This is a genomic window from Massilia sp. ST3 (assembly GCF_018119405.1).
In the GTDB taxonomy this organism is placed as follows: Bacteria; Pseudomonadota; Gammaproteobacteria; order Burkholderiales; family Burkholderiaceae_D; genus Telluria.
This window is the reverse complement of sequence record NZ_JAGPWC010000010.1, coordinates 51968-68189: the sequence shown is the minus strand read 5'-3', so window position 1 is coordinate 68189 and position 16222 is coordinate 51968. Positions and strand designations below refer to the sequence as shown.

14 protein-coding genes are annotated in these 16222 nt (G+C 67.0%); 6 read left to right on the top strand and 8 right to left on the bottom strand.

All coding sequences use genetic code 11. From position 1 onward, the window contains the following. Window positions 1-545: 545 nt before the first annotated feature. Entirely contained in the window at window positions 546-1499 is a 954-nt protein-coding gene (locus KBW98_RS05300) for an N-acetylmuramoyl-L-alanine amidase-like domain-containing protein (protein ID WP_211519083.1), read from the bottom strand. Between the two features lie 285 nt (window positions 1500-1784). On the opposite strand from KBW98_RS05300, the gene KBW98_RS05295 reads away from it, so the two are divergent. The 3 genes from KBW98_RS05295 (at window position 1785) to KBW98_RS05285 (ending at window position 5478) form a co-directional block, all read left to right on the top strand. Next, entirely contained in the window at window positions 1785-4787 is a 3003-nt protein-coding gene (locus tag KBW98_RS05295) for a TonB-dependent receptor (RefSeq protein WP_211519082.1), read from the top strand. Window positions 4788-5087: 300 nt separating this feature from the next. Further along, window positions 5088-5249, top strand: a complete 162-nt coding sequence (locus KBW98_RS05290; RefSeq protein WP_169444569.1) for a hypothetical protein — start codon at window positions 5088-5090, stop codon at window positions 5247-5249. A gap of 55 nt (window positions 5250-5304) precedes the next feature. Next, on the top strand, window positions 5305-5478 hold the full coding sequence (locus KBW98_RS05285; RefSeq protein WP_211519081.1) for a hypothetical protein: 174 nt from the start codon (window positions 5305-5307) through the stop codon (window positions 5476-5478). A 155-nt stretch (window positions 5479-5633) separates the two neighbouring features. On the opposite strand, the gene KBW98_RS05280 is transcribed toward KBW98_RS05285, so the two are convergent. The 6 genes from KBW98_RS05280 to KBW98_RS05255 form a co-directional block, all read right to left on the bottom strand. Beyond that, entirely contained in the window at window positions 5634-6536 is a 903-nt protein-coding gene (locus tag KBW98_RS05280) for an HpcH/HpaI aldolase/citrate lyase family protein (RefSeq protein ID WP_211519080.1), read from the bottom strand. After that, window positions 6529-7608, bottom strand: coding sequence for a cysteine protease StiP family protein (locus KBW98_RS05275; protein ID WP_211519079.1), 1080 nt, complete (start codon window positions 7606-7608; stop codon window positions 6529-6531). The genes KBW98_RS05280 and KBW98_RS05275 overlap by 8 nt, the downstream gene beginning before the upstream one ends. Then, window positions 7605-8357, bottom strand: a complete 753-nt coding sequence (locus tag KBW98_RS05270) for a hypothetical protein (protein WP_211519078.1) — start codon at window positions 8355-8357, stop codon at window positions 7605-7607. The genes KBW98_RS05275 and KBW98_RS05270 overlap by 4 nt, the downstream gene beginning before the upstream one ends. Beyond that, window positions 8335-9519 (bottom strand): phosphoribosyltransferase domain-containing protein, encoded by a 1185-nt coding sequence (locus KBW98_RS05265; RefSeq protein ID WP_211519077.1) that lies wholly within the window; start codon window positions 9517-9519, stop codon window positions 8335-8337. Before KBW98_RS05265 ends, KBW98_RS05270 begins: the two co-directional genes overlap by 23 nt. Then, entirely contained in the window at window positions 9516-10535 is a 1020-nt protein-coding gene (locus KBW98_RS05260) for an ATP-grasp domain-containing protein (protein ID WP_211519076.1), read from the bottom strand. The genes KBW98_RS05265 and KBW98_RS05260 overlap by 4 nt, the downstream gene beginning before the upstream one ends. Window positions 10536-10600: 65 nt before the next feature. Continuing rightward, on the bottom strand, window positions 10601-11176 hold the full coding sequence (locus KBW98_RS05255; RefSeq protein WP_211519075.1) for a TerD family protein: 576 nt from the start codon (window positions 11174-11176) through the stop codon (window positions 10601-10603). Between the two features lie 178 nt (window positions 11177-11354). Here KBW98_RS05255 and KBW98_RS05250 point away from each other — a divergent pair, with 178 nt between their 5' ends. Both KBW98_RS05250 and KBW98_RS05245 read left to right on the top strand, forming a co-directional pair. Continuing rightward, entirely contained in the window at window positions 11355-12380 is a 1026-nt protein-coding gene (locus KBW98_RS05250) for a LacI family DNA-binding transcriptional regulator (protein WP_211519074.1), read from the top strand. A gap of 199 nt (window positions 12381-12579) precedes the next feature. Continuing rightward, entirely contained in the window at window positions 12580-14481 is a 1902-nt protein-coding gene (locus KBW98_RS05245) for an alkaline phosphatase D family protein (RefSeq protein ID WP_211519105.1), read from the top strand. A gap of 82 nt (window positions 14482-14563) precedes the next feature. Here KBW98_RS05245 and KBW98_RS24195 read toward each other — a convergent pair whose 3' ends face one another. After that, complete coding sequence (locus KBW98_RS24195; RefSeq protein ID WP_211519073.1) at window positions 14564-15757, bottom strand: GGDEF domain-containing protein; 1194 nt, start codon at window positions 15755-15757, stop codon at window positions 14564-14566. Between the two features lie 232 nt (window positions 15758-15989). Between KBW98_RS24195 and KBW98_RS05235 the strand changes: the two genes are divergently transcribed. After that, window positions 15990-16187 (top strand): hypothetical protein, encoded by a 198-nt coding sequence (locus KBW98_RS05235; RefSeq protein WP_211519072.1) that lies wholly within the window; start codon window positions 15990-15992, stop codon window positions 16185-16187. Window positions 16188-16222 lie beyond the last annotated feature (35 nt).

The following is a 16222-nucleotide window of genomic DNA, read 5'->3' as shown; positions in this document are numbered from 1 at the left end:
AAGCATTACCAGGTCGGCCCCCACCATCAGCGCTACCTTGGCCGTGCGGTTCATCTGCACCAGGCGTGCGCACAGCACGCTATAGACATTGCGGCTTTGAATAGACATAGTTTCTGGCTTTTTCAGGTGAGTGAGCATTGCGCTTAAAAATGGTTTCTGGCGCAATTAACGCTTTTACTCAAGGCTTTTCCTGATAAAAATAATGCCTCGATTAGATTAACGTTGCTGTTGTAAGTTTATTATCTCGGTCAAATTGAGATGCGGGTTTGAGCTCACTCAACGGGCTTAGGGGAAATGTTCGAATTACGACGGATTGAAAATCAGAAATTAAAACGACGAAATGAAAATGGATTAATTTCCGATAATCTATTTATTGTCGAATGGAATGAAAAGCCGCTGCTGGACGCATGGCAGGGAAGCGGAAAACGATGGGATGGAGAGCCCGGAGGCCGGCGGGGCGGCGCGGAGGATCCACGAGGGAATCGAGGGGGAGGGGCCGCTTGGTGGGGGAAGCCGCTGGCGGGCGCCGGCGGCACAAGCGAAGCTCAGAGGCCGGCGGCGCGGCCCGGACGCGGTTGCGGGGCCATCGGCGGCACCGCGATCTGCTCGTTCAGGCGCAGGAACTTGAAGCCGGCCAGCACCTGGCCGCGTTTGCCTTCCCGCGCATTGCGCGCTTCGCGCTCGGCGGCGCGCGCGATATAGGCCGCGAAGGTTTCCTCGCGCACCTTCGGTTCCGACGAATGCAGAAAGTGGCGTTCGCCGTCCGGACCCAGCACCACCAGGCCCACGTGCGAGGCCCAGTATTCGCCGTCGCGGGTCGAGATCACGTTGACGAAGTCGCCTTCGTTCAGCTGGGCCACGATGGTCGCCACCTGGTCCTTCGGTACATAGGCCTGGCGGCTGGTCTCGACCGGGATTTCGCGCACCGTGTTATGGCGGGTGCGCAGGAAGCGCGCCCGGTCGACGGTCATGTCGTAGGCCGGGCCGCCGGGTCCGGCGAGCTCGGCGCTGATGTCGGTAACCAGCCAGCGGTTGGCCACGTTCCAGTCCATCTCGGTGTAGTGGTTGCGGGTCGCGACGCCGATCACGCCGTCGCGGTAGCGGATGCGCTGCAGCATCCAGAAGAATTCTTCCCAGGACTGTGACAAGGCCATCGCGTAGGTGTGCTCGGCGAACACCACGCAGTCGCTCTGCTGCAGGCTGAACAGGGGCAGCCCGTCGTGGATCTCGAAGGGGAATTCGCCCAGCAGGTGCAGCGAATAGGGCTGGCCGATGTTCTTGCGGCCGATCGCGGCGATGCGCTTGCGCAGGTCCGGTTCCGCCTCGTGGATGTGGGCGATGTAGCGCCCCGCTTCGGCCGGGCTCATCTGGTAGACCTGCTTTTCCAGGATCGCCGCCAGGGGCAGCGGCGCCGCCGCGTCGGCTTTCGGCGGCGGGGAGAAAGCGCAGCCGGCGAGGGCGCCGGCCAGCAGCAGGCAGGGAAGGGAAGCGAAACGCATGACGGTGGTCCCGAGAGTGTGGTGAAAAAACATCAAGCTACCCCTGCGAGGGCGCTGGACGGTAATGAATTTTTAGCATGCGCGTATAACCATGGGAATGGTAGCGGTATGCAAGCGGTCTGCACAGGGGCTGGGAGGCTGGCGGCCGAATATGTACATTCCTCCAAGTTATATAGCGAATAACACAAGGAATTATTCACCCCTTGCCGGATCATCAATACTCCGACGAGGACAGCGGTTTGGCTGTCTATGCAAGATCAATAGCACCCTTTCCAGGAGATGACGATGTTCAAACAGAAGCCGCTCGCCGCGGCGGTGTCGATGGCCGTGTGGAGCCTGGCGACGCTGCCGGCCCTGGCGCAGGAAATCCCGGCCGGAACGCAAATGCAAACCGTCGAAGTGACCGGTATCCGCGCCTCGATGGCGAAATCGCTGGCCGTCAAGCGCGACGCCACCGCCAATGTCGAGGTGATTACCGCCGAAGACGTGGGCAAGATGCCGGACAAGAACCTGGCCGATTCGCTGCAGCGCCTGGCGGGCGTGGCGGTGCGCACCGACTACGACGAGGCCGAGAAAGTGTCGATGCGCGGCACCAATCCGGACATGTCCCTGATCATCTTCAATGGCCACGCTGTCTCGAGCGCCGACTGGTACGTCGCCGACCAGGGCTCGAGCTCGCGCTCGACCAGCCTGTCGCTGATGCCCTCGCACGTGCTGAACCAGGCCATCGTGTACAAGACCTCGCAGGCCAACATCGTCGACGGCGGCCTGGCCGGCACCATCAACGTCACCACCCGCAAGCCGCTGTCGCAAAAAGAACGCGTCTCGGGCGTGGTCAGCGTCGGCGGCAGCTACGTCGACCTGGCCGACCGCTACGCGCCGGACCTGAATGCTTCGTTCACCTGGAAGAACGAAGCCAACACCTTCGGCGTGATCGCCTCGCTGTTCGCCGAAAAACGCTTCGTGCGCCGCGATTCGGTGTCGCGCTTCGCCTACGGCACCAGCAGCGGCTGGGACGTGATCAACACCTCGACCATGCTGGGCATCACCGACGCCTCGCTGGCCGGCACCGGCTACACGGCCGCGGACCTGAACGGCGTGCGCATGCCGGGCTCGATGAGCTCGGAATTCGTGGAATCGGTGCGCGACCGCAAGGGCGGCATGATCGCCCTGCAGTTCAAGCCAAACAACGACCTCGACATCAACGTCACCGGCTTCCACTCCTCGCTGGACGCGGACAACCACGGCCGCCTGACCTCAAGCGCGATCTATTCGATGCTGCTGGGTAAGAACCACCCGCTGGGCAATACCTCGGGCACCGCGATCAATACCAATTCGAACGGCCAGCGCGTCTACGCGCAGATCCGCAACCCGGTGATCGTCAATGAGACCACGGTCTATGGCCATCCGCTGAAGGTGCTGAAGGCCGCCGACATCGTGTTCCCGGACGGCACCACGCCCCAGTACGTCGGCAACTCGGAAGGCTTCTTCCGCGACGGCGCCAACGCCACCAGTTCCTTCCTGGACCTGGACGCGAAGTACCGCGTGAACGACGACCTGACCGTCAAGACCCTGTGGTCGGCCAGCCGCGGCATCGGCAAGACCGAGCTCGATCAGGGCCTGACCCTGGCCCGCTACGGCACCGGCATCTCCTACGCACTGGGCGGCCTGCATGACGCGCCTTACGTCAAGTACCACGGCGCCGGCAGCAACGTGCCCGGCCTGAACGCCGACGGCAGCGGCTACCGCATCGTCGACCGCGCCGCTTCGGGCATCCGCACCGAGGACAAGGAATGGAGCGGGCAGTTCGACCTTGAATACAAGCTGAACCGCGGCTGGGTGCAGTCGCTCGAAAGCGGCGTGCGCCTGGCGGAGCACAAGCGCACCAGCGGCCGCTGGGGCCCGGCCTTCCGCCAGCCGCTCCTCGATCCGAGCGGCACCGGCGCGCTGACGCCGAACGCCATCACCCCGACCACCGGCTTCGCACCCTATCCGGCCGACTTCGGCGGCGGCCTGGGCGGCGGCTTCTGGGACAACACCGGCTTCACCTACACCCGCGACTTCACCAAGCAATACACCGCGGAGAACACCAAGGAGACCAGCCCGGAATTCGAGCGCCGCGTGAGCTCGGAGATCGACATGAAGGAGCGCCAGACCGCGGCCTACCTGATGGCCAACCTGGAAGGCGAACGCTGGTCGGGTAACGTCGGCCTGCGCTTCGTGCGCACCAACGTCAAGGCCAACATCGTCACCCCGATCAACCCGCGCAGCGCCTGCCTGCGCACGGCGCCGGGCCAGCCGGCCACGACCTGCGCCGCATTCCCGGGCGCGATCACGACCGCGGGCGACGCCGTGGGCGTGTTCGACGGCCAGCCGTTCAACCCGCTGTCGGGCACGATGTACTACAAGACCCCGACCGACCGCGACTTCGACAACTGGCTGCCGAGCATGAACCTGCGCTACGAGCTGACCCGCGACATGATCGCGCGCTTCGGCGCCAGCCGCACCATCGGCCGCCAGAACTACAATGTGCTGGGCAGCGGCTTCGGCACCCCGACCTGCGACGCCAACGGCTGCCGCGTGACGGGCCCGAACCCGGACCTCGAGCCGCTGACCTCGGACAACGTCGACCTGTCCTGGGGCTGGTACTTCGCACCGCGTTCGGCCCTGTCGGTGAGCGTGTTCCACTCGAAGATCAATGGCTATCCGAAGACCGGCGCCACCGGCACCTCGACCGTCGAGCTGACCGACCCGCGCGACAACACGGTCAAGACCTTCGCGATCAACACCTCGTCGCAGCAGGGTGCGAAGATCAACGGCATCGAGATCTCCTACGAGCAGCCGTTCGGCAAGACCAACTTCGGCTTCACCTCGAACGTCAGCCGCGCCAAGACCAAGGTGGATGACGGCCGTCCGATGGTCGGCGCCTCGGAATGGGCCGGCAACCTCGGCCTGTACTACGAGGACGACAAGCTGTCGACCCGCCTGGTGGCCAACTACCGCGGCGAGTACGTCAACAGCAGCACCGCGCCGTCGCCGACCGCGAACAGCCAGGGCCTGTCGACCATCAACGGCATCCTGATGCCGACCGCGCCGACCTATGCCGACGGTGTGACCACGCTGGCTTTCAACGCCAACTACTACATCACGCCGAACCTGGAGCTGGCCTTCAGCGCGACCAACCTGACCAACGCCAAGCGCGCCCAGTATCGCTACAGCGAGGAAGAGCAGCAGAAGCTGGACGTCAGCGGCCGCCAGTACTTCCTGAACCTGCGCTACAAGTTCTGATCGCCTGGCGCGGCGACGCGATGAAAGGGGAGCTCCGGCTCCCCTTTTTTGTTTGCGCACCCGGCTCGACGGTAAATGCGCTGGCAAGCGCACGGCGTGTCGTCCGACATCCAAGTGTGCGCCAGCTAACGGTCGCGCGCCCGGGGGATCGCTATCATGAAGCCGTGTGAGTGAGGGACGTGCGATTCAGTTCGGCGTGTCCCGATACCTCAGCAGGTTAGCCGGTCGCCTCGAGGACCGGCACCAGAATCCGGGCCGGCGCACCCAGTGCGGCGGCCCACAACGGAAGCGGAGGTTGCCATGTCCGACGTCAAGCACCCACCCAAGCACCTGGTTCGTGAATACCTCGAGCGCCGCTCGCGCGATCCGAAGCCGCCCCCGACGCCGGAGGAAATCCGGCGCCAGCTGGGCTGGGGCATGCTGATGCCCGCGGACCTCAAGATGGGAACCAACCGCTCCTAACACCGGCGGCGCTCGCCCAGGTCGGCGCCGCGCCAAGCAAACTTCAGGAGGCATCATGACGCACAAGATCGGCAACAAGAACGAAGCCCAGCACCGCGGCAAGAAGGAAAGGCTCGAGATCAAACGCTCCAACGTGGCGCGCGAAGCCGTGCGCCAGGCCGAGGCGCGGGCCAAGTACCGCAACCAGCCCAAGGGGCAGGCGATGCGCGAGCAGGCGGCGTCGGCCTGATCCGCTTCCGGTTCCAATAAAAGCCGCCTCACGAGGCGGCTTTTTGCTATCCGTAGGGTTGGGGGGGGGGGGGGGCCCCCCCCGCCCCCGCCCGCGGGGGGGGGGGGGGGGGGGCGGGGCGGGGGGGGCGGGGGGGGGGGGGGCCCCCCCCCCCCCTACGGTAGGCGAAGCGCGTCGCCCGCGCCAAACACCTGCGACTGCTCCACCATCCTCTCGGCCCAGGCGCGGTGGGTGGCGACCTCGCACATTGCCTCGTTCATCTTGAAGACGGCCGGGCTGGATTCGTCGAGGATGGCGCGCGCCACCGCCAGGTCGTGCGCCTTCACCTTGAAGTGCGCTTCGATCGGCGCGATCTGCGACGGATGGATCGCCGTCTTTCCCGCCATGCCGTAGGCCAGGTCTTCCTGCATTTCCTGGTCCAGCAGCTCGGGCAGGTCGAGGTATTCGAATACCGGCGCCGTCAGCACGAAGCCGTAAGGGCGGAAGGTCGTCACCAGGCGCGCGATCGCTGGGCCGAGCGGGGTGCGGTAGATCGTCACGTTGCGCGGACGGCGCAGGCCGAGCAGGGCGAGCAGGTCGTTGCCGCCGATGCGCAGGGCGCGGATGCGCGTGCGCACGCCCGGCGCGTCGAACAGGGCGCGCAGCTGGCGCATTTCTGCCTCGTCGAACACTTCCACCGTCTCCAGGGTCGGCATCAGCGCGTGACCGGTGTCGCGCACCAGCCTGAAATAGGTCTCGAAGTTGTGGCGCGTGACCTTCGGCAGGACAAAGCCGTCCAGCTTTTCCACGCCCGGCATCGCCAGCACCCGCGCCAGCACTTCCGGGCTGCGCACGCGCACGAAGCGTTCGGCGGCGACGTTCGGGCGCATGTGCGCCAGCACCACGGACAGGTTGAACAGCGCCCAGCTCAGGTCGCGCTCCGCCACCGCGTCCTCCAGGCAGAAGATGAGCGAGCGCGCCTGTTCCAGCTTGTCGCCGTTCGCGATCTGGGACAGGCTCTTGTGATTGGCGGGGACGTACAACGAGGCGCCCAAGGGGGCCGTGAGCCGATTAAGCATCCGAAGCGCTCCTGATCAGGGAAACTGCGTGGTAGGGCAAAGCCGGGTCGATCTCGACCGGCACGTTCTTTTCTTCGGCCAGCGCCATCAGGTGCGCCACCTCGGGCGAAGCGGGATCGCGCAAAACGAGCAGGCGAGGTACGCGGCGCAGCAGCACGCGGGTCGCTTCGCCGATGCCTGGCTTGATGAGATTGACGTCGGCCACGTCGTACTTCGCCCGCGCCTGCGCGATGAAGGCCCGCGAGCGCTCTCGCGCGCCGTGCGCATCGGCCGCACCAGCCTCCGCCGGCGCGTGCTCCAGCGCCAGCCTGGTGAGCGCGTCGGCGAAGGCGCGCGAGCGGTCGTGCGGCGCGAGCTGCTCGTAGAACACGCAGCCATGGAAGTCGTCCGGCCCCATCGCGGCGTCCATCACGGTGCGGCTCACCAGTCCCGATACCGTCGCGTTCAGGATGCTCGACGGGATCAGGTAGTCCTCGCACGAGGCCGCGCAGGCGGCGGCGCCGGCCAGGTCCGACAGCACGTGCAGGCCGGGATCGATGCGCGTGCCCCGCGCGGCGTTGAAGGCGCCGACCGAGATGGCCAGTTCGCGCGCAATAACCCCTTTTCCCGTCCAGCCGTCGACGAAGACGATGCTCTCCGGCGCATGGCCCGCCGCCAGGATGTGGCGCAGCGCCGCCGTGTCGATGCCGCGGTCGCGGACGATCGATACCGAATAATGCGCCGCCTCGCGCCCGAATACCTGGCGCAGCAGCCGCGCCACCACCACCCCGACCGGCGTGCCGGCGCGCGCCAGCGACACCACGACCGGTGCGGCCATCCCTTTCGCCGCGATCAGGCCCGCCAGGCGCAGGCAGTCGCGCGCCATGCGGCCGTTGTTGGCGCGGCAGGCAGCATCGAACAGTGTCATGTAGCGGTTCGAGGGCGCGGATTCGGGCGACAGCATTTCGCTGTAGTGGCGCCGGCCCGACTGGATCAGCTTTTCTTTTTCCGCCACCTCGACAAAGTCCGGCATGGGCAGGCGCCGCAGCAGGAAGCTGACGTCCTTCTTGGCGTAGCTGCCCGGGAAGCTCATAACGCCCCCACCGTCAGCCCGGCCAGCTGGGTGCCGCGCGGGATCAGCGCGTAGTCGCAGGCGGCCATGAAGCGCGCGTCGGAGCGGCTGTCGCCCATGCCGAAGGTGACAATGTCGCCATGCTCGGCGCGCAGGCGCGCGCCGATGTGGGCGACGGCGTGCGACTTGTCCAATGCCTTGGGCAGGATGGCGAGGTTGTTGCCGTTGCGGTGGACGACATAGTCCCTGGCGCCGTCAGCGATCCAGGGCAGCACGACGTCCCGTTCCAGCGGTTCGAGCCGCGCGGCGATCCGGTCCGGATCCTTCACGACCAGGAAGAAGGGCGTGCCAAAGTCCTCGATCATGCGTGCGCGGCCACCATAGCCGGTGCGGCGCGCATGGTCGTCGATGTGCGCGGCCAGTTCCTGCAGGCCGGGCAGGGCGGCCGACATCGCCGCGCGCATTCCATCGAGCCAGGGGCGGTCGAGGGCGCCGCCCGGTTCGAGGACGACGCCGCCGTAGTCGATGACGGCGTAGCTATGGAAGGGCAGGTGCACGCGGCGCAGGGCGTCGTGGTCGCGCGCGGTGGTCGGGATGACGGTCATGCCGTCCTGCACCAGGGCCAGGAAGGCGCGCTGGGCGCGGGTAGTGTACGAGCACACGCTGCCGTCCTTGTAGTAGGCGGCCGGCTCCAGCGCCTCGGCGCCGCCGCACTTCTCGAAGGTCTGGAACAGGGTGTCGTCCAGGTCAGCGAACAGGAACTTCTTCAATGCGGTCCCCGGTATGGTGGTGCAGCAGGCGCGCGCCGAGCTGGGAGGCCAGTTCGCGCAGGACGGAATTGGGCGCGGTCTCGTGGCAGACGAACACGTGCTCGTACTGGCCAGGCGCGACGTTGTAGAGGAAGTTGGCGATGCCCTCGCCGTAGTTGTCGGCGAAGCGCAGCGCGTGCGCCACCGCGCCCCAGGCCAGGATGGGCGAGCGCGTGGTCGATTGCACCCAGGCGGCGACGCCGCGCCGTTCAAGCGCCGCGCCCAGCAGGGTGGAGGCGTGCATGAATTCGCCGGTGCCCAGCACCAGCACCCGTTCGCCGGGCGCGACCCCGCTGGCCAGCTGCCCTGCAAGCTGCTCCGGCGCGGGCAATGCAGCCTGCAGGCCCAGCCGCCCGAAAGCCGCGCTGGCGCCGCGGTCGGCGCCGGCATCGAAGCGCTGCGCCACGCCGCCGTCCGGCGCATGCGGCCCCGGGGTGAAGCGGTATTCGCCTTCGACCAGGGCGCCCAGGGTGACCGGCAGGCCGAAGCGCGCATCGAGCCGGGCGCCCGCCTCGCCGCCCATGAAATTCGTGATCGTCGCCAGGTGCACGCGTTCGATGCCGGGGTTCAGGTGGCGGCAGGCGGCGGCCAGGTTGACGAAGGTATTGCCGGTGCTGGCCTCGTCGTCCACCAGCACCAGGGTGCGCGCTTCCAGCAGCAGGGCGCGCAAGGCCGGGTCTTCCGGCACATGCAGGAACTGGCGCGGCGCGTGGCTGTGCGCCTCCTCGAATTCGATCAGCTCGCCGGCGCCCACGCGGTAGCGCGTGGTGTGCAGGAACAGGGCGGGATGGCCGGGATGCCGGCGCAGCCAGGCCTCGAACACGCCCTGGCCCAGGCCGATCGCCGTCTCGGCCATCGCGATGAACACGACCGGCCCGGCGACGGCGGGGACGGTGGCGGCCAGGCGCGCATGAATGGCCAGCATGTCCGACGGCTTGGCCGGCCAGTGCTTGCCCAGCACCTTGCTCAGGAAAAGGAAGCCGCGCTTGGCGTTCGCGCGTGCGGCGAAACCGAGCAGGTCGTCCAGTTCCTCCGCACCGCGCGCGAGGCTCAGCTCCAGTGTCCCGGTCGGCAGCTCGACCCTGCGTCGCGCCAGCAACGCCGCTTGCGAAGGCGCGTTCATGCCAGCTCCACGGCCTGGGCGATTTCCGCCACCCGGATCCCGTTGCGCACCTCGGGTACCTCGAGCGTGTCGAAGCCGTCGGCGAAACCGCGCAGCGCGAGATAAGGCAGGTTGGGGCCGGCCACGCAGGCCATGCCGATCCCGCCGGACATGCGCGGATTGATCTCCAGCAGGCGCGGGCGCCCGCCGCCTTCGCGGAACTGAACGTTGAACACGCCGTTCAGGCGGTGGCGCGCGGCCAGGCGCGCGGTGGCGTCGAGGATGTCGGCGCGCTGGTCGATCAACTGGCCGTTGCCGGCGCCGGACAGCTTGCGGCGCACGACGGCGCAGACCAGGCGCCCCTCGTCGCCGACGCAGTCGACGCTGTACTCCGGCCCATCGAGGTATTCCATCAGCAGCATGCCGCGGAAGCTTCCCAGCGCCGCCAGCCCGCGCCGCAGGTCCTCATGGCCGACCTGGTATTCGGCGCCGGCCAGCAGCAGCTCGGCGCTGTTGCGCTCCTCGTCGATCAGGGCGAAGCCGAGGCCGTAGATCGAGTGTGTCGGCTTGACGCACAGCTTCGCGTGGCGCGGGCGCAGCTGGCGGTAGGCCTCGTCGAATTCCTCGAGCGTCTCGAAGCGACGGAAGTCCGCCACGGGGGCCTGGGGCAGGTCGGTCTCGCAGTAGAAGCGCGCCTTGTCGTGCAGCAGCTGCAAGCTGGCCTGGCTGGCGGCGCTCAGCACGCGGGTGCCGGCGTCGGCGAAGCGCGCATGCTCGGCGGCCAGCGCCGTTGCTTCGCGCCCCGGCACGAAGATGTCGATCGCGTGCTCGCGGCAGAAACCCAGGCACCAGTCGACATAGGCATCGGTGTCCAGCCCGGTCGGTTCGCCGTAGAAGGCGTGGGCCAGGCGTCCTGCGGGCGCGTGCCGGTTGGGATTGCTGTGGATGAGGGTGAAGCGGCCATCGGCATCGGCTTTGCGGATCAGCTCGATAGCGGCGTAGACGGACGAGAACGTCCTGTTGTACCAGACGCGCATGCGGTTTCTCGGGTTGGAGGGACAAGCGGGCCCGCGCAGGCGCGGGCCGTAGCGGGCAAATCGGATTACACGTTGACGCCGAAGGAGCGGGCCAGCGGTCCCAGGCCGCCCTTGAAGCCCTGGCCCACGGCGCGGAACTTCCATTCGCCGCCGTGGCGATAGAGTTCGCCGAAGATCATGGCGGTTTCGGTGGAGCTGTCCTCGGACAGGTCGTAGCGGGCGATCTCGGTGTCGCCGCTGGCGTTCAGGCAGCGGATATAGGCCTTGCCGACCATGCCGAAGTTCTGGCGCCGCGCATCCGCTTCGTGGATGGTGACGCAGAACGAGACTTTCTCGACCTCGGGCGGCACCCGCGCCAGGTCGATCGCGATCTTCTCGTCGTCGCCGGCGCCCATGCCGGTGGTGTTGTCGCCCGCGTGGACCACGGACCCGTCGGCCGACTTGAGGTTGTTGTAGAAGATGAAATCGCTGTCGTTGCGCACCTTGGCGTCGTTCTTCAGCAGGAAGGCGCTGCCGTCCAGGTCGAAGGCGGCGCCGTCGGTGGAACGCGGGTCCCAGCCCAGGCCGATGATGACCTTGGTCAGGCCCGGGGCTTCCTTGCTCAGATTGACGTTGCCGCCTTTCTGCAAACTGATTGCCATTACACGCTCCTTGTCGAAACACGGGGGAAGGGTCGCATCGCGACCACTATAGGCGGTTCTTGATTAATTGTACACGACAGGAATGTCACACTTTCCGTAGATCTATGTAAATACGCATTGCCCGTCTTGTAACATTCGGGGGATAATGCCTGTCGGAAAGGGAGGCAGGATGGCAACAATGAAGCAGGTCGCGGATCGGGCGGGGGTTTCCACCTCGACCGTCTCGCACGTCATCAACAATACGCGGGCGGTCAGCGAGGACGTGCGCAAGCGGGTGCAGGCCGTCATCGACGACATGGGCTATATCCCGAGCGCCGTGGCCCGCAGCCTCAAGAACGACAAGACCTACACCATCGGCGTGTCGGTTCCCGACAATACCCATTCCGGCTTTGCCGAGCTGCTGCGCGGCATCGAGGATGCGGCCTTCGCGGTCGGCTACAACATCATGCTGTGCAACGGCTACGAGGATGCGCAGCGCCAGGCGGCCCACCTGCGCGGCCTGATCGAGAAGCGCATCGACGGCCTGGTGCTGGTGCCCGGCGGCGCGCGCGAGGAACTGGCGCCGCTGCTGGCCAGCCAGCGCGTGCCGATCGTGCTGGCCGACCATGAGGTGGCCGGCGTCGACACCGATTTCATCGGCCTGGACCACGAAGCCACCGGCTACGCGGCGACCCGCCACCTGATCGAGCTGGGCCACCGGCACATCGCCTGCCTGGCCGGCCCGCAGTCCCAGCCGGCAGGCCAGGAGCGCCTCGCGGGCTGCCTGCGCGCCCTGCGCGAAGCCGGGCTGGAACTCGATCCCGCCTACCTCGTGCATGGCCAGCCAGACTGCGAGGGCGGCCACGACGCCGCCCAGCGCCTGCTGGCGCTGCCCGCCCCCCCCAGCGCGCTGTTCGCCTGCAACGACCTGATAGCGCTGGGCGCCCTGTGCGCGGCGCGCGAAGCGGGCGTCGACGTGCCGGAGCGGCTGTCGGTGATCGGCGGTGACGACCTGGGCTGCGCCGCCTTCGCCGCGCCGCGCTTGAGCACCGTGGCCCAGCCGACCTACGACATGGGGCGCGAGCTGGCCGAGCTGCTGTTCCAGCGCATCCGCGGCGAGGGCGAAGGTGAAGCGCGTGTGCGCCGGCGCCTGCAGGGCAGGCTGGTGGTGCGCCAGTCGACCAGCCGTCCGCAGGCGCGCAGGGCCCTGGCGAAGGCGTTCTAGGAAGCTGATTGATTCATGGCGGCGGTCTTGGCCTGGAAAAAACGCCCTGTGGCGTTGCAAACCCTCGCCAGACGTGTGCGGGCGCTTGTGCCGTTTGCGTGCTCAAGCCGTCCGGCGTGTCTGCTACACTGATTTGTTCATTAAACCAGCATAGTTCCCCCGATTGATCCAGACGCCTGCCCCCGAAGGCCTGCCGCCCGTGCTTGCCGGTCCGATCCTGCGCCGTCTCGAGCCGGACCGCCTGGTGCTTTGGCTGGTCGGCAGCGCGCCGCTCGACCTGACCCTGGTGCTGGCGCCCAGGGCGGGCGCACCCCGGCGCTTGCTCCTGGACGGGCGCCGCTGCCGTGTGATCCGCGTCGGCCGCCACGCCTGCGTGCACCTGATCGATGTCGCGCTGGCCGAGCCGCTGCCGCAAGACACCATCATCGAGTACGACTTGCTCGTCACGCAGGGCGATGGCAAAGAGGCCGGCATTGCGCACTGGGCGCCGCACCTGCTGCATGCCGGCGCGACGCGCCCGAACCTGGTGCTGCGCAGCCGCAGCGACAATATCCTGTTTGGCTCATGCCGCAAGCCGCATCATCCCGCGCGCGACGGCCTGGCGCGCGCCGACGCCTTGCTGGCCGATCACGTCGAACGGGCCGACGAGCGGCCCGCCCTGCTGATGCTGTGCGGCGACCAGGTGTATGCCGACGATGTGGCGGGCCCGATGCTGGCAGCGATCCACGCGCTGATCCGGCGCCTGGGCCTGTATGGCGAATACCTGGAAGGCGCGGTGGTCGCCGACAGCGAGGCGCTGTACCGCCACCGGGCCAGCTATTACCGGCGCGTAGAGCTGCTGCCCGCGGTTAAGTCCAACGATGCGCTGCGCGACCGCTTCTTCGGCGGCAGCGAAAAGCCGATCTTCACTACGGCCAATGCCCACAACCACCTGGTTACCCTGGCCGAAGTGTTGGCCATGTACCTGCTGGTCTGGTCGCCGGCGCCATGGCGGCTGGTGGCGGATGCGCCGGCGCCCGCGCTCGACCCTGGCCATGCAGACCGTTGGCGGCGCGAGTCAGAGGCGCTGGCGGGCTTTGGCCGCGATTTGCCGCAGGCCGCGCGGCTGCTGGCGCACGTGCAGACCCTGATGATCTTCGACGACCATGACATCACCGACGACTGGAACCTGTCGGCCAAGTGGGAAACCACCGTCTACGAGCACCCGTTCGCGCGCCGCATCGTGGGCAATGCGCTGATTGCCTATCTGCTGTGCCAGGGCTGGGGCAACCGCCCCGATGTGTTCGAGACGGCGCTGGACGAGATGACGGTACTGGCCGCCACGGGCGCTGCCGCTGCCGATCATCGTCTGGACGCGCCGCTGCAGGACGCGCTGATCAAGCGCCTGATGTCTTTCCGCCAGTGGGATGTCGTCGTACGGACCAAGCCCACGATCATCGTGCTCGATACCCGCACCCGGCGCTGGCGCAACCGGCGCCGGCCCGGCCATCCATCGGGCCTGATGGATTGGGAATCGCTGACCGAGCTGCAGCACGAACTGCTGGACGAGACGGCCGCCATCATCGTCTCGCCGGCGCCCATGTTCGGGGTCAAGCTGATCGAGGTGGTGCAGAGGATCGCGACCTTCGCCGGCCTGGCCCTGACGGTCGACGCCGAGAACTGGATGGCGCATCGCGGCACGGCGAGCAGCATGCTGAACATCTTCCGCCATTCGCGCGCCCCGGCCAACTACGTGGTCCTGTCGGGCGATGTGCACTACTCTTTCGCCTACGATGTCGAGGTGCGCGAGTCGGACCGCTTGCCGCATATCTGGCAGATCACCAGCAGCGGCATCAAGAACGAATTCCCGCGCCGCCTGCTCGACTGGCTCGATCGCCTCAATCGCTGGCTGTATTCGCCGCGCTCGCCGCTGAACTGGTTCACCCAGCGCCGCGATCTCGCCCTCACGCCCTACCTGCCCGAATGGCGCCAGCACGGCGAGCGCGTCTGGAATGGCGCCGGCATCGGCCAGGTGTGGCTCGACGCGCAAGGGCGGCCAGTGCGCATCGTGCAGCACAACGCCGATGGCCGGCCGTCGACCCGGTTCCTGGCACCCGGATAGGCGGCATCCCTTGCTGCCGCGGCCGGGCAGCGCATGGGGAAATACCGAGCGCCCGGCCGCCTGGCCAGCGCCGCCTGTGCGGTCAGGCGCGTACCGGCGGCGCGTCGGCGGTGGCGCCGACGACAGCTCCGCGCACGCCATTGCGCCCCTCGCGCTTGACTGCATACAGCTGGATGTCGGCGGTCTCGATCAGGGCGTCGAACTTGTCCGGCATGGCGTCATGCAGGGTGGGCACGCAGGCGATGCCGAAGCTCGCGGTGGCCGATACATACGCGCCGCCGCCGATCGGCGTGGGGGTGTTGGCGAAGGCGTGCCGGATGCGTTCCGCCAGTGATTGCGCTTCGGCCAGCTCCGCCTGCGGCAGCACCACCAGGAATTCCTCGCCGCCGTAGCGGATGACGCTGTCGTCCGTCTCGCGCGCCATCGACTGCAGCAGGCCGGCGAAGCCGCTCAGGACCTGGTCGCCGGCCGCATGCCCATAGCTGTCGTTGATGCGCTTGAAATGGTCGATGTCGCACATGATCACCGACAGGGCGGTGCCGTAGCGGCGCGAGCGCGCCAGTTCGGCGTCCAGCAGGCCGCTTTGCAGGACGCGGCGGTTGTAGCAGCCGGTCAGGGGATCGCGGTCGGCCAGCTGCTGCAACAGCATGGAAGAGCGGAATTGCTCGCGCTGGGCCAGGTTGAAGCGGCTGGCCGCGATATAGCCGAGGGCGTTGCCGAGGATGAGCATCAGTACCAGCGCCAGCAGATCCTCCGGCAGCAGCGAGTCCTGGATCATCAGCATCGCCGCGAATTCCACGCTGGCGCCCACCCCGATCGCCACCGCATACATGAAGCGGTTCGGGAAGTTGACGTAGACCGCCATGAGGATCAGCGCGAAGGACATGAGGTTCCAGGCCATCGCGCTGGGCTGGTACCAGCACAGCACGGGGAAGACGGCCAGGCCCAATACCAGGACGGCGCAGGTGGTCCGGATCGAGACGCGCACCGAATCCGGATTGCGGGAGACGGCGACATAGCCGGCCAGCGCGCCGATGCCAACGACCACGCGCAGCGCGACCATGACCCAGGCGGTGGCTGTGAGGCCCAGGGTGGTGAGATCGGTGACGCCGAAGACGATATAGAAGAACGCCGAAAACAGCAGGCTTGCCTTCAGCTGGGCATTGCGCTCCGGCAGGAAGTGGCGGACGAAGCGGTCTTCGAACTCCGGATCCGCAAATTCGGCGCGCCGGCGGTCGATGGTCAGGCGAAGTGGTGACAGGTGTGAAGACGGCACAAGAACTTTCGGCAGTTGAACCCGGCTACGCGGCAAATCTCGAAGCGGGCCAGTATCGGCGGCACTATTCTAACCCAAGATCATATTAAAATTGCCATTAAGAAACGGCTATCGTGCGGGCCGGATGAATGCGTGGCGCGCCAGCGACGCCGCCCGTGCAAGCCCGCTAGGCTAGAATTGGCAACAAGGCTGATCGACCGATTCGCCAGGCGCAACAAGGAAAGGAAACGACATGGCGAAGAAAGAAGAACTGGACGAGGAAACCCTGGCATTCATCCACTGGTGCATTGAAGTCGAGAAGTTCCTGGTTGCCGGCGGCGCCACCGTCAAGCAGGCGCAGGAACATATCGAAGAGCAGGTCGAGTGGTTCACAGACCAGTTCTATGACGGCCTGACGCCGGAAGAAGCGGCCAAGGAAGCCTTGGCCTGAGGCGCGGCAAGACCGTCGCACCGGCGAAGGCCGGT